This is a genomic window from Mesorhizobium sp. WSM3873, from assembly GCF_001672445.1.
Lineage (GTDB): Bacteria > Pseudomonadota > Alphaproteobacteria > Rhizobiales > Rhizobiaceae > Mesorhizobium.
The window spans coordinates 236,845-258,343 of sequence record NZ_LYTM01000012.1; the positions used below are offsets into that span (position 1 = coordinate 236,845).

The 21,499-nt window shown below is 63.3% G+C and carries 20 protein-coding genes; 13 read left to right on the forward strand and 7 right to left on the reverse strand.

The window, feature by feature from the left end; translation table 11 throughout:
* Positions 1–332 precede the first annotated feature (332 nt).
* Both A9K71_RS11025 and A9K71_RS11030 read left to right on the forward strand, forming a co-directional pair.
* Positions 333–1,250, forward strand: a complete 918-nt coding sequence (locus A9K71_RS11025) for a neutral zinc metallopeptidase (RefSeq protein ID WP_066994587.1) — start codon at positions 333–335, stop codon at positions 1,248–1,250.
* A gap of 144 nt (positions 1,251–1,394) precedes the next feature.
* Entirely contained in the window at positions 1,395–2,663 is a 1,269-nt protein-coding gene (locus A9K71_RS11030; RefSeq protein ID WP_066994589.1) for a TCR/Tet family MFS transporter, read from the forward strand.
* Positions 2,664–2,669: 6 nt separating this feature from the next.
* Here the strand turns inward: A9K71_RS11030 and A9K71_RS11035 are convergent, their stop codons facing one another.
* Positions 2,670–3,053 carry a helix-turn-helix transcriptional regulator gene (locus A9K71_RS11035; protein WP_066994590.1) on the reverse strand — a complete coding sequence of 128 codons (384 nt, stop codon included), beginning with the start codon at positions 3,051–3,053 and terminating at the stop codon, positions 2,670–2,672.
* A 323-nt stretch (positions 3,054–3,376) separates the two neighbouring features.
* Positions 3,377–4,576: a glutamine-hydrolyzing carbamoyl-phosphate synthase small subunit gene (gene carA, locus A9K71_RS11040; RefSeq protein ID WP_066994593.1), complete on the reverse strand. Its 1,200-nt coding sequence runs from the start codon at positions 4,574–4,576 to the stop codon at positions 3,377–3,379.
* Positions 4,577–4,847: 271 nt separating this feature from the next.
* Between carA and A9K71_RS11045 the strand changes: the two genes are divergently transcribed.
* Positions 4,848–5,297 (forward strand): GatB/YqeY domain-containing protein, encoded by a 450-nt coding sequence (locus A9K71_RS11045; protein WP_066994594.1) that lies wholly within the window; start codon positions 4,848–4,850, stop codon positions 5,295–5,297.
* Between the two features lie 9 nt (positions 5,298–5,306).
* Here the strand turns inward: A9K71_RS11045 and A9K71_RS11050 are convergent, their stop codons facing one another.
* Positions 5,307–6,296: a hypothetical protein gene (locus A9K71_RS11050; protein ID WP_066994596.1), complete on the reverse strand. Its 990-nt coding sequence runs from the start codon at positions 6,294–6,296 to the stop codon at positions 5,307–5,309.
* A gap of 293 nt (positions 6,297–6,589) precedes the next feature.
* Between A9K71_RS11050 and A9K71_RS11055 the strand changes: the two genes are divergently transcribed.
* A complete protein-coding gene (locus tag A9K71_RS11055) occupies positions 6,590–7,300 on the forward strand; it encodes a DNA helicase (protein WP_066994597.1) in 711 nt (236 codons plus the stop codon).
* Positions 7,301–7,352: 52 nt separating this feature from the next.
* Complete coding sequence (locus A9K71_RS11060; protein WP_066994598.1) at positions 7,353–7,910, forward strand: GNAT family N-acetyltransferase; 558 nt, start codon at positions 7,353–7,355, stop codon at positions 7,908–7,910.
* Positions 7,911–7,937: 27 nt separating this feature from the next.
* Here the strand turns inward: A9K71_RS11060 and A9K71_RS11065 are convergent, their stop codons facing one another.
* Entirely contained in the window at positions 7,938–8,321 is a 384-nt protein-coding gene (locus tag A9K71_RS11065) for a DUF983 domain-containing protein (protein WP_082980464.1), read from the reverse strand.
* A gap of 111 nt (positions 8,322–8,432) precedes the next feature.
* Between A9K71_RS11065 and A9K71_RS11070 the strand changes: the two genes are divergently transcribed.
* Entirely contained in the window at positions 8,433–9,809 is a 1,377-nt protein-coding gene (locus A9K71_RS11070) for a PLP-dependent aminotransferase family protein (protein WP_197504218.1), read from the forward strand.
* Between the two features lie 25 nt (positions 9,810–9,834).
* Here A9K71_RS11070 and A9K71_RS11075 read toward each other — a convergent pair whose 3' ends face one another.
* Both A9K71_RS11075 and A9K71_RS11080 read right to left on the reverse strand, forming a co-directional pair.
* Positions 9,835–11,016: an MFS transporter gene (locus A9K71_RS11075; RefSeq protein ID WP_066994601.1), complete on the reverse strand. Its 1,182-nt coding sequence runs from the start codon at positions 11,014–11,016 to the stop codon at positions 9,835–9,837.
* A gap of 256 nt (positions 11,017–11,272) precedes the next feature.
* Positions 11,273–12,937, reverse strand: coding sequence for a Na/Pi cotransporter family protein (locus A9K71_RS11080; RefSeq protein ID WP_066994603.1), 1,665 nt, complete (start codon positions 12,935–12,937; stop codon positions 11,273–11,275).
* A 362-nt stretch (positions 12,938–13,299) separates the two neighbouring features.
* On the opposite strand from A9K71_RS11080, the gene A9K71_RS11085 reads away from it, so the two are divergent.
* The 7 genes from A9K71_RS11085 to A9K71_RS11115 all read left to right on the forward strand — a co-directional run bounded on the left by A9K71_RS11085 (position 13,300) and on the right by A9K71_RS11115 (position 20,445).
* Positions 13,300–13,662 (forward strand): RcnB family protein, encoded by a 363-nt coding sequence (locus tag A9K71_RS11085; RefSeq protein WP_066994606.1) that lies wholly within the window; start codon positions 13,300–13,302, stop codon positions 13,660–13,662.
* Positions 13,663–13,800: 138 nt separating this feature from the next.
* Positions 13,801–15,753, forward strand: coding sequence for a DNA primase (gene dnaG / locus A9K71_RS11090; protein WP_066994609.1), 1,953 nt, complete (start codon positions 13,801–13,803; stop codon positions 15,751–15,753).
* Positions 15,754–16,175: 422 nt separating this feature from the next.
* Positions 16,176–18,206, forward strand: a complete 2,031-nt coding sequence (gene rpoD, locus A9K71_RS11095; RefSeq protein WP_066994612.1) for an RNA polymerase sigma factor RpoD — start codon at positions 16,176–16,178, stop codon at positions 18,204–18,206.
* A 203-nt stretch (positions 18,207–18,409) separates the two neighbouring features.
* Entirely contained in the window at positions 18,410–18,703 is a 294-nt protein-coding gene (locus A9K71_RS11100) for a GYD domain-containing protein (RefSeq protein WP_066994615.1), read from the forward strand.
* A gap of 64 nt (positions 18,704–18,767) precedes the next feature.
* On the forward strand, positions 18,768–19,148 hold the full coding sequence (locus tag A9K71_RS11105) for a DCC1-like thiol-disulfide oxidoreductase family protein (RefSeq protein ID WP_197504219.1): 381 nt from the start codon (positions 18,768–18,770) through the stop codon (positions 19,146–19,148).
* A gap of 144 nt (positions 19,149–19,292) precedes the next feature.
* Positions 19,293–19,964 (forward strand): PadR family transcriptional regulator, encoded by a 672-nt coding sequence (locus A9K71_RS11110; RefSeq protein ID WP_066994618.1) that lies wholly within the window; start codon positions 19,293–19,295, stop codon positions 19,962–19,964.
* A 187-nt stretch (positions 19,965–20,151) separates the two neighbouring features.
* Positions 20,152–20,445 (forward strand): HlyU family transcriptional regulator, encoded by a 294-nt coding sequence (locus A9K71_RS11115; protein ID WP_066994621.1) that lies wholly within the window; start codon positions 20,152–20,154, stop codon positions 20,443–20,445.
* Between the two features lie 30 nt (positions 20,446–20,475).
* Here A9K71_RS11115 and A9K71_RS11120 read toward each other — a convergent pair whose 3' ends face one another.
* On the reverse strand, positions 20,476–21,408 hold the full coding sequence (locus A9K71_RS11120) for a 3-keto-5-aminohexanoate cleavage protein (RefSeq protein ID WP_066994624.1): 933 nt from the start codon (positions 21,406–21,408) through the stop codon (positions 20,476–20,478).
* Between the last annotated feature and the right edge of the window lie 91 nt (positions 21,409–21,499).

Below are 21,499 nucleotides of genomic sequence, written 5' to 3' on the forward strand. Positions count from 1 at the left end.
GCTGGAACCGCCGAACGGTACGCACGTTGCTCCTGACGTTGCGCGATGATCGCGTGGAAGGGAGGAAGCGACGGGCGTTGAACAGGCACGGACCACGAAGGGCTAGCAAGCGGCCAACGGGTTGAGACAGGCGGCGGCTCGTGACGAGCGCAAAGACCGAGGCCGAAACCGGTCGAAACAAAAGCTCTGAATTCTCCTCCCATCTGGAGCCGGACGCGCGGTCTTTTGGTCAGCAAAAATGCTGTGACTCGGCGTGACCGTTGCGATAATTGTCTGAAGGGGGCGGTCTTAGGCCGGACCTTCCAGAACATCTGCATTGCGAGGAAGTTGCCATGCTTTGGAAAGGCCGCCGTCAGAGCGACAATATCGAGGACGAGCGCAGCGACAGCGGCGGCGGGTTCGGCGGTGGCGGTCCGCGGCAGTTCCGCGTTCCGATCGGGGGGCGAGCGGGCGGCGGCGGCAGCATCATCTTCGTCATTCTGGTGGTTCTCGCCGGATGGTATTTCGGCTTCGATCCATCGCAGATCCTGGGTGAAGGTGGTGGCCTTGTGCCGGGCGGCGGCGGCCAGATTACCGAAGACAGTAGTTCGCCGGACAGCGGCGCGCCCGCCTCGGACGAGATGAAACAGTTCGTGGCGACCGTGCTCGCCGAGACCGAGGACACATGGAGCGGTATCTTCAAGGCCAATGGCCTCACCTATGAGGACCCGAAACTGGTGCTGTTCAGCAGCCAGATCCGGTCGGCTTGCGGCTTTGCCTCTTCGGCGGCGGGACCTTTCTATTGCCCGGGCGATCACAAGGTCTATCTCGACATGACCTTCTTCCAGCAGCTCGACCAGCAGTTCGGCGCCTCGGGTGAATTCGCCCGCGCCTACGTGATCGCGCATGAGGTCGGCCATCACGTGCAGAACCTCACCGGCATCATGTCGAAATTCAACCAGATGCGGCAGGGCATGGGCGAGGCCGAGGCCAATCAGATGTCGGTCCGGGTCGAGCTTCAGGCAGACTGCTTCGCCGGTGTCTGGGCGCACTATACCGCGCAGAAGGGCATTCTGGAGCAGGGCGACATGGAAAGCGCGCTGAATGCCGCCAAGCAGATCGGCGACGACACGCTGCAGAAAAAAATGCAGGGCTATGTGGTTCCGGAAAGCTTCAATCACGGCACGTCGGCGCAGCGGCAGACCTGGCTGGCGCGCGGCTACAAGAGCGGCAAGCTTTCGGACTGCGATACATTCAATAATCCGGTCTGAACAGCGACGCAGGGCTGCGGCACCGCGGCGGGCTGCCGGGAACTGATGTCAGGATGAGGCAGTTGCGGTCGTTCGCTTATTGTTCCGGCCGGCTGTCTCGCCTATAAGACCCTCCCGTCCAAGGCGGCCGAGGAGCTTGTCACCATGATCGACCCCAAGACCGCCAAGCGGGGCCTTGCGCTCGTTTTCACGACGCTGCTGCTCGACGTCATCGGCTTCGGCATCATCATGCCGGTGCTGCCGGCCTATCTGCAGGAGCTGACCGGCGCCGGCGTAAGCGAGGCGGCTATCGAGGGCGGCTGGCTGTTCTTCGTCTATGCGGCGATGCAGTTCTTCTTCGCGCCTGTCATCGGCGGCTTAAGCGACCGTTTCGGGCGGCGGCCGATCCTGCTCGCCTCGGTGCTCACCTTCTCCATCGACAATCTGATCTGCGCCATCGCCTGGTCCTATCCGATGCTATTCATCGGACGCGTGCTCGCCGGCATTTCCGGCGCCAGCTATTCGACGACGTCGGCCTTCATCGCCGACATCTCGAACGACGAGAACAGGGCCAAGAATTTCGGCCTGCTCGGCATTGCCTTCGGCGTCGGCTTCGTCATCGGCCCGGTGCTCGGCGGACTGCTCGGCACATTCGGGCCGCGCGTGCCGTTCTACTTCGCCGCCGGGCTCGCCTTGGTGAACTTCCTCATCGCGATGTTCTTGCTGCCGGAGACATTGGACGAGCAGCATCGTCGCCGCTTCGAATGGAAACGCGCCAATCCGGTCGGCACGCTCATCCAGATGCGCAACTATCCCGGCATTGGCTGGATCGGGCTGGTCTTCTTCCTGATGACGCTCGGCCACATGATGTATCCGGCGGTCTGGTCCTTCGTTTCAAGCTACCGTTATGGCTGGAATGAGCAGCAGATCGGCTTCTCGCTCGGCGCCTTCGGCCTATGCGGCGCGATCGTCATGGCGACGGTGCTGCCGCGTGTCATCCCGAAGCTCGGCGAGTGGAGGACGGCGGCGATCGGCCTTACCTTCACCGCGCTCAGCGCCTTCGGCTACGCGTTTGCGACGCAGGGCTGGATGATCTACGCGGTGATCGTCGCCGGCTGCCTGGAAGCGCTCGCCGACCCGCCATTGAGGAGCCTTGCGGCCGCCAAGGTGCCGCCTTCGGCGCAAGGCGAATTGCAGGGCGCGATGACCTCGATCTTCTCGATCACCTCGATCATCACGCCGCTGCTTTATACGGCGATCTTTTCCTGGTTCACCGGCCCAAGCGCGCCGGTTGAGTTCGGCGGCGCGCCCTATGTGCTCGGCGCGGTTTTCCTCACATTGGCGGTGATCGTCTTCGTGACGAAGGTGGCCAAGCCGACACCGAAGGAGGTCGAGCGCATGCACGCGCAGGAAGCGGCGACCGACGCGGCCTGAGAACGACTAAGGCTCGATCCATTCTCCGGGGATATCGAGCGCCTTCGCCAGCATTGCGCTGGTCTGCTCAGACGGCTTACGGCGATTGGATTCGAGGTCCGATAGGAAACCCTGGCTGACACCGATCGCCGCAGCCAGTTCGGCTTGGGTGAGCTTTCGCCAGTTGCGCAGCGCCTTTAGTCGACTGGAGCCGCGCAAGACATCCATGGTCACGTCCGCCGGTAGCGTCCTTTCGGTTTTGAGGTCGGCTTTTCGCTCGTCATAGATGGCGACATCCGCAGCATCTTCGAGAGCCTCCTCGGCGGCATGCAGCAACGCCTCGTAATCCGCCTTGGGGATCACGACCAATTCCTCGCCGGTTGAGGTTTTGATGATTTGCGGGGCATTCATGACACTTGTCCCGTTATGACCTGCTGTAGGTTGTTGTCTCGCGTTTTCCTATGTAGATAGCTAGGATAGTAGCGCGATCCTCGTCGAATATAACTCGGTAGCGACCGATCCGCAGCCTGCAGCCATCTCTGCCAGCCAAGCGCTTTACATCTCCTCGACCGCTTATCGCGTAATCTACCAAGCCCTCGGATACTTGGTTCCGAACGTCAGCGGGTAGATTGTCGAGATCACGAGCCGCGGCCGCCGAGAGGATGATAGTCTTCACCGGATATCGCCGCTCTTATTTTTATGTCGGCGATATTATAGCTAACACACAGGGCGTGTCAACGTTCTGCCAGCGCTTCCTCGCCGCGCCGCTCGCGGATGAGATTGACGAAGCGGCGGAAGAGATAGTGCGAATCCTGCGGGCCGGGCGAGGCCTCGGGATGGTGCTGGACCGAGAACACCGGCCGGCCGGTCAGCGCGATGCCGCAATTCGAGCCGTCGAACAGCGAGACATGGGTTTCCTCGACGCCTTCGGGCAGCGAGTCGGCGTCGACGGCGAAGCCATGGTTCATCGAGACGATCTCGACCTTGCCGGTTGTGTGGTCCTTGACCGGATGGTTGGCGCCGTGATGGCCCTGATGCATCTTCTCGGTCTTGCCGCCGAGCGCCAGCGCCAGCATCTGGTGGCCGAGACAGATGCCGAACACCGGGAGATCGGTTTTCAGCAGGTTCTGGATGACCGGCACGGCATATTCGCCCGTCGCTTCCGGATCGCCGGGGCCATTGGACAGGAAGATGCCGTCCGGCTGTATGGCTAGGATCTCTTCCGCGCCGGTCTTGGCCGGCACGACGGTGACCTTGGCGCCGAGGCCCGCGAGCAGGCGCAGGATGTTTCGCTTGACGCCATAGTCGATGGCCACGACATGCAGCGACGGCTCGTCCTGCTCGCCGAAGCCTTTGTTCCAGGCCCAGGGCGTCTCGCGCCAGACCGAGGATTGACCCGAGGTGACCTCCTTGGCGAGGTCCAGCCCGATAAGGCCCGACCAGGCGGCGGCGCGCCGCTTCAGGTCGTCGAGGTCGAAAACGCCATCCGGTGCATGGGCGATGACGGCATTGGGCATGCCTTTCTCGCGGATCAGCACGGTGAGAGCGCGAGTGTCGATCCCCGAAAGCGCGACGATGCCGCGCCTCTTCAGCCATTGATCGAGATGCCCGGCTGCCCGGTAATTGGAGGGGTCGGTGACATTGGCCTTGAAGATCGCGCCGACGGCGCCCGCGCGGGCAGCCGGATGCAAATCCTCGATATCCTCGCTGTTGGTGCCGACATTGCCGATATGCGGGAAGGTGAAGGTGACGATCTGGCCGGCATAGGAGGGGTCGGTAAGGATCTCCTCGTACCCGGTCAGGGCGGTGTTGAAGCAGACTTCGGCGACCGCCGATCCGGTGGCGCCGAGGCCGCGGCCTTCGATCACCGTGCCGTCGGCGAGCACCAGAAGGGCGGTCGGCTTTTCGGTGGCCCAAGGGGCGGTCGTGGCCATGGCGGCACTCCTAGAGGCGGCTTCCGGATCATCCCGTTGCAGGGGACGATCCGCGCAGCAAACGACGCGCGGCGGCGAATTCGCGAGCCTGTGCGCAACCAAAGTTTCAGTTCATGCGAGGCTCAGTACATAGGGGATAGCGCCAAAGCGGTCAATGACGCTTCCTCCGAGCGGAATCGATTTGTTTAGCCGAGCAAAATCAACGGTTTGCGGCGATTTGCCTTGAGCGTCCGGCGAAGCTATTGTCCGCCGCGATCGAAGGAGAAGCATCATGCGCGAGAAAATCGCCGAATCCATGAAGAGCGCGATGAAGGCGCAGGACAAGCATCGGCTGCCGACGCTCAGGCTGATCCAGGCCGCCATCCACGACCGCGACATCGCCAATCGCGGCGCGGGCAAGCCGGCGGCGAGCGAGGAAGAGATCCTGCAGATCCTTTCCAAGATGGTGAAGCAGCGCGAAGAATCGGCCAAAGCCTTCGAGGACGGCAAGCGGCCGGAACTGGCGGCGCAGGAGCGCGGCGAGATGGAGATCATCCGCGAGTTCCTGCCGGCACAGCTCGACGATGCCGCGATCACGGCGGCGGCGCGCGAGGCGATCGCGGCGACGGGTGCCGCCAGCCAGAAGGACATGGGCAAGGTGATCGGCGCGCTGAAGCAGAAATATGCCGGCCAGATGGATTTCGCCAAGGCGAGCGCCATCATCAAGGGGCTGCTCCAGTAGAAGACCGGCTCAGTTCTTGCAGATCGGCACCGGCTGCGGCGGCGGTGCCGGATGGTCTTTCTTGTACTGCGCGATGATCGGCTCGAGGGTCTTCTTCGGCCAGAACTTCGGAGAGCCGATTTCCTTCAGGCAGGATGCGTTCCAATAGACGCCCGCAGCCGACAGCGCTTGGCCGGCGGCCTTTGCGCGCGCCACAGCGGCGATGTCGCGCGATTCAGGATAGATGTAGAGCGTGGTCGGGTTGTTCTTCACCAACGGGATGATCTGCTCGGCATCGGCCGGCGACCAGCTGGTGCAGCCATTGCTGCGGCCGCCGGCATAATTCACCAGCTTGCCGAACGGGACGAAGCCGTCATGGTCGGCGTAGGAGCTGTTCGGATCTTTCCGCAGGCACATGCCCCTGAGCAAGGCTGCCGGATGGCCGCCGATCACGCGCTGCCTGGCGTTCGCCGCTTCGCCTTCGCCATCGAACTGGATGAAGGTACGCATGAACACCGCGTTCTGCGCACCGACGCGATAATAGCCCTTGAAGGACGTCTTGGTCTCGGCGGTCATGTAGGCTCCGCCTGCCGTCAGCTCCGAGTCCATCGCGTTGCCGAAGTTTTTCGCGCAACGCCTGCCATTGGAGAAATCGGCAACGCCTTTGAGATTGCGACCGCCGCCATGGCCCGAAGAAACCGCTCGAAAGAGCTGCTTGGCCTCGCAGATGATATAGTAGCGTTGGCCAAGCACACTGTTGCCCAGGTCGCCGGGCCGCGTTGCATCCATGGCGAAGTAGCAGGGGTTGCTGACCGAACCTTCACTGACCTTCTTCTGGTAGAGGGCGCGCGCCCGCTCCAGCACGACCTGCGAGATCTGACCTTCGTTGTCGCCGACATGGCGCTGCAGCCAGTCCGGAATGTTCGATGGGCGCAACGCCGCGAACGAGCCGACCGATGCCGTCAGAGCGGCGAGGACGAAGAGGACGGCGGCACCAAGCGGAACAGATATCAACCGCACCGGATTAATCCCCCTCGAACTGGTATCGCTTGTGGTGAATCACCTGCGCCAATCATAAGAGCATAGCGCCGATGGGCGAAACACTTCTTGTGTCTAGTGCGATCTGCCGAAGCTGGCGCATCTGCGATTTTCGACAGGCAAGAAGTTGGCTACTATCTGATTCCGGCGCGCCCACGCCTCCTCCCTCCGTTGGGAAAGCATTGTTCATGCAGGGCATTCGATCGCTAAACCGACTGTTCGAGCATCGGCATAAGGAGGGATTGCGAAGACTGCTCGCAATAGGAGGTTTTTTGATGCGGCTTTCCGCACCCGTCTATCATCTGAAGCGCCAGGCGAGGTTGCTGTCGCGCAAGGAAAATGTTCCCCTTCATGAGGCGCTTGACCGCATGGCCTTCAAGGAAGGCTTTGGCAGCTGGAGCCTGCTTGCGGCGAAAGCCGCCGAGGCCGCACCCGCCGGGAGGCTGCTGGCGCAACTGATACCCGGCGACATGGTCCTCGTTGCGGCCCGGCCGGGTCAGGGCAAGACGCTGATGAGCCTCGAACTCGCCGTGGCGGCCATGAAGCAGGGCAGTCGCGCCGTATTCTTCACCCTGGAATACATGCATGCCGATATCCTCGACCGGTTCCGCGACATCGGCGTCGACCCTGCCGTTTTCGACCATCTGTTCGAGTTCGACAATTCCGACGCCATCAGCGCCGCCTACATCATCGAGGCGTTGGGGTCGGCGCCGCGCGGCACGCTGGCGGTGATCGACTATCTGCAACTGCTCGACCAGAAGCGCGAAGATCCCGAGCTCATGGTCCAGATACGCGCCTTGAGATCATTTGCCCGGGAACGCGGGCTGGTGCTGGTCTTCATCTCCCAGGTCGACCGGTCATACGATGCGTCCAGGAAGCCTTTTCCCGACCTTGACGATGTCCGGCTGCCGAACCCACTCGATTTATCGCTCTTCGACAAGATGTGCTTCCTCAACAAGGGCGAAATCCGCTTTCAGTCAGCTTGAGGGCGATCCTGACCGGGGCTATGCCTGCCGATCTCGCAAAGGACACGGCTTCATGGTCGAACTCGTCAAACCAGCGCTCGAGCATCTGCCATCCTACAAGGCGGCGCTGGAGCGCGGCTGGTCGCCGGACAATGTGCGGCTGCTGGAGGCTACGCGCGAGCAGCTCGAGGCCATTGAAGAAGATCCGGTGGCATTTCTCGCCGACCTGGACGACCCCGAGGCGAAAGGGTCGCCGATCGCGCTGCCGGACGGCACGACAGTGCCGCGTCTGCCGGGCTTCCGGCGCTGGATCTGGGACGGCGAGGCCGCCGGCTCGATCGGGCTTCGCTGGCAGAAGGGCACGTCGGCGCTGCCGCCGCACGTGCTCGGCCACATCGGCTATGCCGTGATGCCATGGAAGAAGGGACGCGGCTATGCCACCGAAGCGCTGCGGCTGATGCTTCACGAGGCAAGGGCGGTCGGTCTCGACTATGTCGAGATCACCACGGATCTCGACAATCTTGCATCCCAGAAGGTGGTGCTCGCCAATGGCGGCATTCTCGTCGGGCGGTTCGCCAAAGTCGCCGCCTATGGTGGCGCGGAGAGCCTCAAGTACCGGATCGACCTTTAGGTCTCAAGGCAAGCGAGCTTGAGAACCTTATTCGCCGGGCCTGGCCAGTCTTCCTTCTGCGGCCTTGTAGTAGAACTGGCTCGCGACAAGCCAGCCTTTCAGCGGCCTGAGCGGCGGAATGCAGGTCGCAAGGATGATCGGCAACGAAACGAAGGCGTGGAACCACATGGATGGCTCGAACGTCACCTGCGCCCAGACGGCGAACAGGACGGAGGGCACGCAGGCAAAGCAGATGACGAAGAAGGCGGGTCCGTCGGCCGGATCGGCAAAAGAATAGTTGAGCCCGCAGACTTCGCATTTCGGCGCCAGCTTCAGAAATCCGTCGAACAGCCGGCCCTCTCCGCAACGCGGGCATCGCCCGCGGATGCCGACCCGCCAGGGTTCGAGGTGGGGATAGTGCGCGTCGTGCATGGTCATCACTCCAGGACCTCGCATGCATTCGATCGGCCTTGAGGTCACGCATACATACTAATATGATTATTGTATGCATACAATGCGACAAAATGTATGGATACCGGTGGCATGAACAGTGAAGGGGACCTCAGCTGGCTTTCTCCCTTGGCGGAAGACTCACGACCGCTCTATCTCAAGATCGTCGAGGCGCTTGCGGCTGCCCGCTCGATCGGGCGGCTGCAACCGGGGGACAGGCTGCCGCCGCAGCGAGAGCTTGCCCGCTTCCTTGGCGTGGATCTGACCACGGTCACCCGGGCGTTCACCGAAGCCCGCCGCAGGAACCTGATCGATGCAACGACCGGTCGCGGCACCTTCGTCACCCCCGGCGAGCCGGAAGAGCCGATCCTCGATCTGAGCATGAACATTCCGCCGGCGCCTTCGGGCCTCAGCCTGCCGGCATTGATCCGGAGTGGCATCGAGGGACTGCTCAAACGTTCCAGCGCCGAAGCACTGCTTTCCTACCATCCCGGCCCGGGTTCTCCCGCCGAACGCGCCGCTGGCTCGTTTTGGCTTGCCACAGCCGGCGACAGGTTGCCTGTCGAGCGCGTTGCTGTTGGTTCGGGGGCGCAGGCGCTGCTCGCCGCCGTCCTTCTGTCGCAAACCCGCGAGGGCGATACGATCCTCACGGACGCGCTGACCTATCCCGGCCTGATCGAGCTGGCGCAGGCCACGGGGCGAAAGCTGGCTGGGGGGGGCCGCGACGATGACGGCATGCGCCCCGACTATCTGGAGGAAGCGGCGCGACGATACGGCGCCCGCGCTCTCTATCTCAACGCGACACTTCACAATCCGACCACGCTCACCATGCCGGCGGGCCGGCGCCGGGACCTGGTTCGGATGGCGGGCAGGCTTGGCCTGGTGATCGTCGAGGACGATCCCTACAGTCCACTGCAGACCACTTCACCGCCAGCCTTCCTCAGCCTGGCGCCGGAGCGGACATTCCATGTGGCTACATTGGCGAAATGCATCTCGCCATTTCTGCGCACGGCGTTCCTGGCGGCGCCTGACGTGAAATCCGTCGAGCGGATCGCGGCGACAATCCGGGGCACCACCATGATGGCGCCGCCGCTGATGACGGGGCTCGCCTGCGAGTGGGTGCGAAGCGGCCTGGCCGGCGAGATCACCGCCGCGGTGCGTGCCGAAGCAGAGGCCAGGCAGACGATCGCGCGCAAGATCCTGCCGGCCGGTTTCGCCTCGACGGAATCAAGCCTGCATCTTTGGTATCCGCTGGATGCGCGATTGCGTTCATCGGATATCGCCGAGATCGCACGCCGTCGCGGATTGGCCCTCAGCCCGGCGGAAGAGTTCTCCGTCGTGCCCAGTGCCGCTGATGGCTTGCGGCTGGCGTTGGGTGCCGCATCCAGCCACGAAAGGCTGGAGGAGGGGCTTCACAGTTTGGTGTCGATCCTGTCGGGCGGCTCTGGCTCCTTGCGTCCTCACGTCTGAGGCGGCAGAGCGGCACGCCAAGGCTCTATTCCGCCGCAGCCGGCAACGGCGGCGTCGCCCGGCTGCGCCATTCCCAAGCCTGCGAGGCAAGCGCGACCGCCAGGGCCACCAGCATGGCAAGCGCGCCGGCGACCGGCAGGCTGCGATAGCCAAGACCGGCATTGAGCATCGCAGCGCCCAGCGAGGCAGCGAGCGCGATGCCGACATTGAAGCCCGAGGGAATCAGCGACGAGGCAAGGTTCGAGGCGTCTGCCGTCCAGGCCAGGATCCGGGTCTGGATCGGCGCGCCGATGGCGAAGTTGAGGCCGCCCCATATGACGATCGCGACGATCATCGGCACCGGGTAGGGACTGACCGCATAGATGACGCCAAGCATTACCGCCTGCAGGAAAAGCATGGCGATCAACGACGGCATCAGCTTCCAGTCGGCAAGCTTGCCGCCCAAGAGAACGCCGATCGTCGCGCCGACGCCGTTGAGCAGCAGCACAAACGGGATCAGGCTTTCGTGGAGGCCGGTGACTTCGAGCAGCGTCGGCGTGATGTAGGTGAAGAGGCCGAACTGGCCGATCATCAACATCAGCATCAGGATGAGCGAGGTCCAGACCTGCTGGCGCCCCAACACGCGCACCTCGCGCGCGAGGCCGGCGGGCCGGTTGGCGGCGCCTGCCGTGCGGGGCAGCAGCGCAAGCATGGCAACGATCGCGACGACGCCCAGCGCGCACATCACCCAGAAGGTCGCCCGCCAGCCCCAGAGACCGCCGATCGCGGTGCCGGCCGGAACGCCGATAACGTTGGAGACGGTCAATCCAGAGAGGATGACCGCGACCGCCCGGCCGCGCTGGTCCTCGCGCACCAGGCCGACCGCGACCACCATGGCGACGCCGAAATAGCAGCCATGCGCCACTGCAGTGGCAATGCGCAGGAGAAGCATCGAGGTGAAATCGGGCGCCAGCGCGCAAGCGGCCTGGCCAAGAGTGAAGGCAATGGTCAGGGCGATGAGCAGCGACTTTCGCGAGACCCTGCTGGTTGCGAGCGCCAGGAGCGGACCACCAACGGCGATGCCGCAGGCATAGCCGGAGACGAGATAGCCGGCGGTGGGCACGGAAACACTCAGACCCTGCGCTACCTCCGGCAGCACGCCGGCGATGACGAATTCAGTCGTGCCGAAAGCGAAGGCGGCAATGAACAGGGCAATGAGGGGCAGCATGGCGCGGACAGCGATCCTGAATGAGCTGGCCTCAAATCACGGATGGACGCTACGGGCAATGCAGAAATTGTCGATGCCGCTTTAGGTTTTCTTGACCGGGTTGGGCAGTGGTCTCGACTGGCCCTCTTCGTGCCGTACGGGCGCTCAGTCGGAGCCGTCATCACGCTCACCGTCACCTAGCCGACGGATGCGAGGATTGAACGAAGGCTAATTGTGTGCGGGCCGGTCGGTCGATGCTAGCTCGCCTTCAGCGATGCTAGCTCGCCTTCAGCCGCGAGCCGCCGAGCAGCCCGCGCTCCTCCAGCACCGGGTAGGCCATGGAGGCGAGCAGCGAATTGATCTGCTTGAGGTCGCGGATGGTGTCGAGATGGATCGAACTGGTCTCGACGCTTTTCGCGGTCCCGTCGCGCAGCCGCACGAAGTGGCTGGCGCTGGTCTCTTTCTCGCGCTCGCGCAGCAGGTCCTTCTCGAGCACCAACTGGCGGGCGGTTTCCGGGTCGCGCGAGACCAGCACGTTGAAGGCAAGCCGCGCATTGGCCAGAACCGAGGCATGGAAAGCGCAAAGCTCGCGCCAGCCCTCGGGCGTGAATTCCAGCCCGCGCTCCAGCTTCTTCCTGACATGCACAAGCATGTTGCGCACGATGATGTCGCCGACCTGCTCCAGCTTAACGCACGCGCCGATCAGTTCCTGGCAGCGCAGCGCCTCGTCCTCGCTCAGGGGGTTCTTGGTGACCTTGGCCAGATAGAGCTTGATCGCGGCGTGCTTCTGGTCGACCCGGTCGTCGAGCGCGGCCAGCGCCTTGATCTTGCCGGCGTCGGCGCTCCCATAGAGCTCGATGATCCGCTTCAGCATGATCTCGACCGTCTCGCAGACCCGGACCACCTCGCGCGTGGCGTTGGCCAAGGCCTGGCTTGGCGTGTCGAGCGCGCTCTCGTTCAGCGCGGACAATTCGACCACGTCGAGCGCTGCCGCCGGTTCGGGCTTAGTACCGAGCGCCACGATCTTCTGCGAAGCGCGATAGACGAGGCCGGCGAGCGGCAGCCCGGCAAGCAGGATGATCACGTTGAACAGGATATGGGCGTTGACGATCTGGCCGGAGGCCGTCGCGCCGAGAAAGGAGAAGTGCGGCCTGAAAATCATGAACAGGATCAGCATCACGAGCGAGCCAAGCCCGCGCATCAGAAGATTGCCGATCGGAACGATGCGGACTTCCGCCGCTGCCGAGCGGGTGAGCATCGGCGCGATGATCGAGGAACCGAGATTGACGCCCAGGATCAGGACGACGCCGAGCTCCGGAGTGATCAAACCCCGGCCGGCGAGCGTGGCCATGAGCAGGACCGCCGCGATGCTCGACTGGAACAGCCAGGTGATCAGTGCCGCCAGCAGGTAGGAGCTGATCGCATCGCCGGAGAAGTAGTCGATGATGACCGGCATGAGCTGGCTGTCGCGCAACGGCTCGGAAGCTTGGCCGATCATCTCCAGCGACAGGATCAGAAGGCCGATGCCGACAAGGATGCGGCCGGTCTGACGCCAATCGCGGCGCTCGGTGGCCATGAACATGATGGTTCCTGCGACCAGGCACAACGGCACCACGAGCGACAGATCAAAGGTAAGAAGCTTCGCGACCAAGGCCGAGCCGATCTCGGCGCCGCGCACGGCAAGCTGCCCGGCGGCGCCCGACACGATGCCGGCGCCGGCGAAGGAGCCGACCAGCAGCGTGACGGCGGTTGAACTCTGCAGCGCGATCGCGAGGCCACAGCCGGCCAGCACCGCCATCAGCGGCTTGCGCATGGTGGCGCGCAGCCTGTGACGCAGCACATCGCCATAGGCGCGCTCGACACCGGTTTTTACCATGCGGGTGGCGAACAGCATCAGCGCCACTGCGCCGGCAAGGTGCAGAAGGACAACGGATCCGCTCATGCCGAGCCTCGCAACGAGGCGGCCAGGAAGCGGAAAAAGGTGCGAATCGCAAGCATTTCGAAGGTCGAGACTAAAGCAGTTTACATTAGCCGGATAATAAATTTTACCCGATTCGGCCGACATTCGGCACACGACGGCCTGTGTCGGAAATGGATAGAAGGTGCTTTGGTTGCAGATCGCGGTCGGACAGGCGGCAAATGTCGCGTCGACGCGAAGCCTGGGCTTGAACCGGTTTCTGTAAATTGGTGAAGCTGCTTGCGTAACCAACGGAATTCATTACGGAATTGTAACCAGGGTGTTCAGTTTCGGTTCATGCCAGCCGGAATATCTCCCTGCCTATCGACAACCAAGGAGCACTGACCATGAAGCGTCTCATACTTTCCACCGTGACCGCCGCGATGCTGACCGCTTCGGCCTTTTCGGGCCAGGCGGCGCCGCTCGTTCAGCCGAGCGAGACGCAATCGACCTACACACAGGTCGACTGGCAGAAGCCGGGCCGGCATGTCGAGAAGCGCGTCGTGAAGAAGAAGGTCGTGGTGAAGCGCAGCCATTGGCGCAATGGGCAGAAGTATTCCAGCTGGAAGCGCCATCAGGCGGTTCGCGACTGGCACCGTTATGGGCTGCGCCGTCCCGGCCCCGGCCAGGAGTGGATTCGCGTCGGCAACGACTACCTTTTGGTCAGCATCGTGTCCGGTATCATCTTCGGCGCGATCGCCGCGCACTGAGCGGGGAATGGTCCGAAAGACGGGAAGGCGGCCGCGCGGCCGCCTTCTTTTTGTCTGTGAAAAGCGGGTACGATCGGGCTTATCGAGTCGTCGCGCCCAAGCGGCTTGATTATATGGAGGGTAAACGAGCCTTTCCCGATGCGCTTTCCACCCGCCTTCCTCGACGAGATACGCGACCGCGTGCCGATTTCTTCGGTGATCGGTCAACGCGTTTCCTGGGATAGGAAGAAGTCCAACGCATCGCGCGGCGATTATTGGGCGTGCTGCCCGTTTCACGGCGAAAAGAGCCCGTCGTTCCACTGCGAGGACAAGAAGGGGCGCTATCACTGTTTCGGCTGTTCGGTCTCGGGTGATCATTTCAAGTTCCTGACCGAGCTCGACGGCATGAGCTTTCCCGAAGCGGTCGAAAGGATCGCAGAGATGGCCGGCGTGCCGGTGCCGGTGCGCGACGCCCAAGAAGAAAAGCGCGAGAAGGAACGCGCCAGCCTGACCGACGTCATGGAGATGGCGACGGTCTTCTTCCAGGAGCGCCTGCAGGGACCGGAAGGCGCCAAGGCCCGCGCCTATCTGCGCGACCGCGGTCTGACGCCGGCGACGCAGCAGTCCTTCCGGCTCGGCTATGCGCCGGACAGCCGCAACGCGCTCAAGGAATACCTCGCCGCCAAGGGGGTGCCGAAGGCCGATATCGAAGCCTGCGGACTGGTCCGGCATGGCGACGACATCCCGGTCTCCTATGACTGGTTCCGCGACCGCATCATGTTCCCGATCCCGGATTCGCGCGGCAGGATCATCGCCTTCGGCGGTCGGGCGCTGGCGCCGGACGCTTTGGCGAAATACATGAACTCGCCGGAGACCGAGCTCTTCCACAAGGGCAACGTGCTCTACAATTTCGCCCGCGCCCGCAAAGCGGTGGCCAAGGGCGGCACGGTGATCGCCGTCGAAGGCTATATGGACGTGATCGCGCTGGCACAGGCCGGCTTCGAGAATGCCGTGGCGCCTCTCGGTACGGCGCTTACCGAAAACCAGCTCGAGCTTTTGTGGCGCATGGCCGGCGAGCCGGTGCTTTGCTTCGACGGCGACCAGGCCGGGCTGAAGGCCGCCTGGCGCGCCGCCGACCTCGCCCTGCCGGCGATCCAGCCCGGGCGCTCGGCACGCTTCGCGCTGCTGCCCGAAGGCAAGGACCCCGACGATCTGGTCAAAGCGGATGGGCCGGACGCGTTCCGCGCGGTGCTTTCGGAAGCGCGGCCGCTCGCCGATCTTCTGTGGATGCGCGAGACGGCCGGCGGCGTGTTCGATACGCCGGAGCGGCGGGCGGAGCTCGAGAAGACGCTGCGCGAGCTTACCGGCCGCATCCGCGACGAAAGCCTGCGCTACCACTATCAGCAGGAGATGCGCGAGCGCGTCCTAAGCTTCTTCGGCTCGCAGCGCGGCGCGCGGCAAGGCCTACACGGGGGACGCCAGGACGGCCGGCCAGGCGAGCGCGGCAGAGGTTCGGCGCCAGGCGGGGCGTTTGGCCGGAGCGCTGCGGGCGCGCGCACCGCCATCACCGAAAGCCTCGGCCGCTCGGCGCTGGTCAAGCGCACGGGCGAGGCCATGTCGGTACGCGAGGCGACGATCATCGTGGCGCTGGTCAACCATCCGCCGCTGATCGACGAGAATTTCGCGCATGTCGAATTCCTCGATCTTGCCAATTCGGATCTCAGGCGGCTGCATGCAGCCATCCTCGACGCGATGGCGCATGACGCGGCCGACGACCGCGACGCAGTCATCGCCACCATCGAGCGCGCCGGATGCGGCGACATCTGGGAACGCGCGGTGGCGCTGATCAAGCGGGCGCGGCAGTGGCCGGCGCTCGAAACCGCGGGACTTGACGATGCCCGGGACGCCTTCAACCAAGCGCTGCACTTGCAGCGCAGCGCGCGCACCTTACATAGGGAGCTGAAACAGGCGCAGGTGGCGCTCGATGCAGACCCGTCGGACGAAAACTTCCGGCATCTCGTCGAGATTCAAGCGCAATTCAACGATGTACAGGCAACGGAAGCGCTGATCGAAGGGTTCGGCGTTTCGTCGGGCAGGGCTGGGCGCGCTTAGGCCCAGGTCGGCCCGAAATGAAGTGGAAATGCTCAAGGCGCGTCGATTCGACGCCTCTAAGTCGGGCAATTGATTCGCTTTTTTCATGCGAATCATGCCAGAGGCGCTTGACCTTCTGGCAGATTGGCGGAATCAGGACGATTCGAAACGTTAACCGTGCCCGGCGTCGGTGGGAAATTTTGAGCGATGTAAGGTTCTGGCGACTGGACAGGCAAAAGGCCTGCCACAGATACCAGGGTTAATCTGGACTTAATGCATGTCGCCCAAAAGTGGAACCGGTTTTGGGGCAACGACAGGCAGCAAACAAAAGAGATGATGCGGTCAGTGGCCCGGTAAGAAGCGTTCTGGGGCGAGCGCATCCGGTTTGACCGGTCCGGCAGCTTACGCGGCTTCGATATTCGGCCGCTTGGAGACGACAAAGAATGGCGACAAAGGAAAAGGAAGAGGTCGAGACCGAACGTGAAGGCGCCACAGATGGCCCGCTGCTCGACCTTTCCGATGATGCTGTCAAGAAGATGATCAAGGCCGCCAAGAAGCGCGGCTATGTGACCATGGACGAACTGAACTCGGTGCTGCCCTCGGAGGAAGTGACATCCGAGCAGATCGAGGACACGATGGCCATGCTGTCCGACATGGGCATCAACGTCGTCGAGGACGACGAGCAGGGCGAGGAGGCGGAAGGCGGCGACGCGGGCGCCGACTCCGAGGAAGACGCTAACGAGCTTGCCGAGCAGACCGGCACCGCCGTTGCCACCACGACCACCAAGAAAGAGCCGACCGACCGCACCGACGATCCGGTGCGCATGTATCTGCGCGAGATGGGCTCGGTCGAGCTCCTGTCGCGCGAGGGCGAAATCGCGATCGCCAAGCGCATCGAGGCCGGCCGCGAGACGATGATCGCGGGCCTATGCGAGAGCCCGCTCACCTTCCAGGCGATCATCATCTGGCGCGACGAGCTAAACGAATCGAAGATCCTGCTGCGCGAGATCATCGACCTCGAGGCGACCTATGCCGGCCCCGAGGCCAAGCAGGCGCCGGTCGTCGAACGCGTCGAGGAAGCGCCCAAGGCCGAAGAGAAGCCGCGCGGCCGCTCGGCGGCGCGCGAGGAAGAAGACGACATCACCAATGTCGGCGGCGACACGCGCGGGCTGGAAGAAGAGGAAGACGACGAGGACGAGGCAAGCCTGTCGCTGGCCGCGATGGAAGCGGAATTGCGCCCGCAGGTGATGGAGACGCTCGACGTCATCGCCGATACTTACAAGAAGCTTCGCAAGCTGCAGGACCAGCAGGTCGAGAACCGGCTGGCGGCTGCCGGCACGCTTTCGCCCAGCCAGGATCGCCGGCTGAAGGAGCTCAAGGAGCAGCTCATCAAGGCGGTGAAGTCGCTGTCGCTCAATACCGCGCGCATCGAGGCGCTGGTCGAGCAGCTCTACGACATCAACAAGCGCCTGGTGCAGAACGAGGGCAAGCTGCTTCGGCTCGCCGAAAGCTACGGCGTGCGCCGCGAGGAGTTCCTCAAGGAGTATCAGGGCTCGGAGCTCGATCCGAACTGGACCCGCTCGATCGCGAATCTCACCTCGCGCGGCTGGAAGGAGTTCACCAAGAACGAGAAGGACGCGATCAAGGAGCTGCGCGCCGAGATCCAGAACCTCGCCACCGAGACGGCGATCTCGATCTTGGAATTCCGCAGGATCGTCAACCAGGTGCAGAAGGGCGAGCGCGAGGCCGCGATCGCCAAGAAGGAAATGGTGGAAGCGAACCTTCGGCTCGTCATCTCCATCGCCAAGAAGTATACCAATCGCGGCCTGCAGTTCCTGGACCTGATCCAGGAAGGCAATATCGGCCTGATGAAGGCGGTCGACAAATTCGAGTACCGCCGCGGCTACAAGTTCTCGACCTACGCGACATGGTGGATCCGGCAGGCGATCACCCGCTCGATCGCCGATCAGGCGCGCACCATCCGCATTCCGGTGCACATGATCGAGACGATCAACAAGATCGTCCGTACCTCGCGCCAGATGCTGCATGAGATCGGCCGCGAGCCGACGCCGGAAGAGCTGGCAGAGAAGCTCGCAATGCCGCTCGAAAAAGTGCGCAAGGTGCTGAAGATCGCCAAGGAGCCGATCTCGCTCGAAACCCCGGTCGGCGACGAGGAGGATTCGCATCTCGGCGACTTCATCGAGGACAAGATGGCGATCCTGCCGATCGACGCGGCGATCCAAGCCAATCTGCGCGAGACGACCACGCGCGTGCTGGCTTCGCTCACCCCGCGCGAGGAGCGTGTTCTGCGCATGCGCTTCGGCATCGGCATGAACACCGACCACACGCTGGAAGAGGTCGGCCAGCAGTTCTCGGTGACACGCGAGCGTATCCGTCAGATCGAGGCCAAGGCGCTGCGCAAGCTCAAGCACCCGAGCCGCTCGCGGAAGCTGAGAAGCTTCCTGGACAGCTGAGCGGAAACGCAACATATGAAAAAGGGCGCCTCGGCGTCCTTTTTCATTTCCTGTCATTTGTTATGACGCCTTGCCGGGCTTGCTCAACAGGAGGATAATTTCAGGGTCGGATGCATTTGTGGGCGACAAGCCGGATGCCCGCCCCGGACGCCGGTCGCAACTGCCAGGCGTCGCGCTCCGTGGCTCCCGGTGGGAGGTGTGCCATGACAACCTACATCGTGCTTATCAACTGGACCGAATTGGGCGCCAAGAACGTGCGGGAGTCGCCGAAGCGGCTCGATGCCGCCAAGAAGCTGCTCGGTGAAATGGGCGGATCGTTCAAGGCATTCTATCTGACCATGGGCGAATGCGACATGGTCGCCATTGTCGAAGCGCCGGACGATGCCGTGCTTGCCCGTTTCGCGCTGATGTTGTCGTCCGGCGGCAATGTCAGGACGCGGACGATGAAGGCGTTTCCGGAATTCGCCTACCGCGAGATCATCAGTTCGCTGGGGTAGAACGCCGGAAACAGCCCGGCTCGATGCTGTTGCGGTGCCGCGCTCGGTCGCCGATAGTCGCGCGATGCCTGAACCGTTGCTGACTGTCTGGTACAACACACGCTGCCCGGTCTGCGATGCCGGCATCAACCGCCAGAAACGGCGGCTGATTGAAGCGGTCAAATCCGGCCGCGTCGAATTCCGCGATATCAATCTCGAACCGAAAGCGCTTTTAGCCTTCGGCGCCTCGCTCGAGGATGTCCGCCGTCGGCTGCATGCGACCGATGCCGAGGGCAAGCTGCTGGTCGGTGCCGATGTGGCCATCGCGGTCTGGCGGCTCACGCCTGGCGAGGGATGGCTGGCCACCCTGTTCGGCAATCCGGCCGTGCTGCGGCTGACGCGCTTTGTCTATGATCGCTTGGCCGATCTTCTCTACGCCTGGAACCGCCGCACAGGCCGCTGGTAGCCGGTTTTCGCAGCGCGTGGCGTCGCATTTCGGACGCCTGGCGGTTCGCTTGGCGTCAACGAAGATACATCGTAAGATATATCTTGACTTAACGGCCGCCGCCTACTTAAGATATATCGTAAGATAGAACTCAAGGAGCGATCCATGCACAAGCATAGTCCCTTCGGGTACAACCATTTCGGTCAGCGCATGTTCATGCACATGGCCGGTCGTTTCGGCGGTCGCGGCGGCGGCTTTGGTCCCTTCGGGCAGGGCATGCGGGGCGGCGGCCGCGGCGGTCCGGGCGACATGTTCCGCGCCGGCCGCATGCTGGCCGACGGCGATCTCAAGCTGATCACGCTGTCGCTTCTGGCCGAGGCGCCGCGGCACGGCTACGACATCATCAAGGCGCTGGAGGAACGCACCAGCGGCATCTACAGCCCGAGCCCGGGCGTGGTCTATCCGACGCTGACCTTTCTCGAAGAGGCCGGCTATGCCGTCTCGTCAAGCGAAGGCAACAAGAAGGTGTTCTCGATCACCGAGGCGGGCAGGGCGCATCTCGAGCAAAATCGCGAGATGATCGATCACGTGCTCGACCATCTCGAGCGGTTCGGCCGCAAGATGGCCAAGGCTCGCGACTGGTTCGGCTGGAACGACGAGGGCGAGGACGGCGGCCGGCGCGGCCGTCACGAAAAGCGCGACCGGTTCCGCGCACTGCGCCACCGCCTACGCGCCGCACTCAGCGATATTGTCGATGCGCCGGAGGACAAGCAGGCCGAGGCGATCAGCATTCTGGAAGACGCCGCCGCAGCGCTCGAGGCCCTCTCACGTCGATGAGCCGCCCCGGCACTGAAGGAGCTATTGCTGGCTCTCAAAGCGGGATGACTTCCAAAAGTCATCCCGTTTATCTTTGTGAGCATGCTCTTCCCGAAACCGCTGCACAGTTTTCGGGATCATGCTGTAGTGAAAATCGTCCTGCGGCACGCTATGTGATGCAGGACGATTTGCCGTTGGAGGATGCGCTATGTCTTTTCTGAAACGTCTTTTCGGCGGCGGCGGTGGTGAGGCGACGGACACCGGAGCCGCGAAGCCGGCAAAGCAGGTCGAGCACAAGGGATTCCTGATCAGCGCCACGCCCTACAAGGCGGACGGCCAGTACCAGACCTGCGGCATCGTCTCCAAGGAGGTGGACGGCGTGATGAAGGAGCACCGCTTCATCCGCGCCGACCGTTTCGCCGGGCTGGACGATGCGGTCGACATCTCGATCAAGAAGGGCATCCAGCTCGTCGACGAGCAGGGCGAGCGGATGTTCGGATAGGCGTTGCCGCGGGGTCCGTTTTTGTCGGGATCAGAACGCGACTTTGTCGCCGCCCTTCAGCTGCAGGATGTGCCGCGCCTCGTCGGGCGTGGCGATCGAGGCGCCGAAGCCCTCGATGATCTGGCGGACCTTCGTTACTTGTTCGGCGCTCGAGCGGGCAAGCTTGCCCTTGCCGATCCATAACGAGTCCTCCAGGCCAACCCGCACATTGCCGCCCAGCGCGATCGCCTGCGTGGCGATCGGCAGTTGGTGGCGGCCGGCGCCCAGCACCGACCAGTGATATTCGTTGCCGAACAGCCGATCGGCCGTGCGCTTCATATGGGCGACGTCCTCCGGATGCGTGCCGATTCCGCCGAGGATGCCGAACACGCTCTGGACGAAGAACGGTGCCTTCACCAGCCCGCGCTCGACGAAATGCGCCAGGGTATAGAGATGGCCGATGTCGTAGCACTCGATCTCGAAGCGCGTGCCGTTGTCGGCGCAGGTGCGCAATATGTGCTCGATATCGCCGAAAGTGTTGCGGAAGATCCGGTCGCGCGACGATTCGAGATAGGGCCGCTCCCACTCATGCTCGAACGTCTTGAAGCGCTCCAGCATCGGAAACAGCGCGAAGTTCATCGAGCCCATGTTGAGCGAGGCGACCTCGGGCGCGAAGACTTTCGCGGGCCTGACGCGTTCCTCCACGCTCATCGTCGCCGCACCACCGGTGGTGATGTTGACGACGCAGTTGGAGCGCTGCTTGATGACCTGCAGGAAAGGGGCGAACGCCTCGGTCGACTGGTCGGGGCGTCCGTCGACCGGATTGCGGGCATGAAGGTGGACGATCGCGGCACCCGCCTCGGCCGCCTCGATAGCGGCGGTCGCGATCTCCTCGGCCGTCACCGGCAAGTGCGGCGACATTGACGGCGTGTGGATCGAGCCTGTGACCGCGCAGGTGATGATGATCTTGTTCTGGCTTGCCACTTTTTGATGCCCTGATCTGATCTCTTCGCTATTCGGCCGCGCCCTGTTCGACCGCGCCTTGTTCGACCGCGCCCTGTTCGACCGCTTGGGT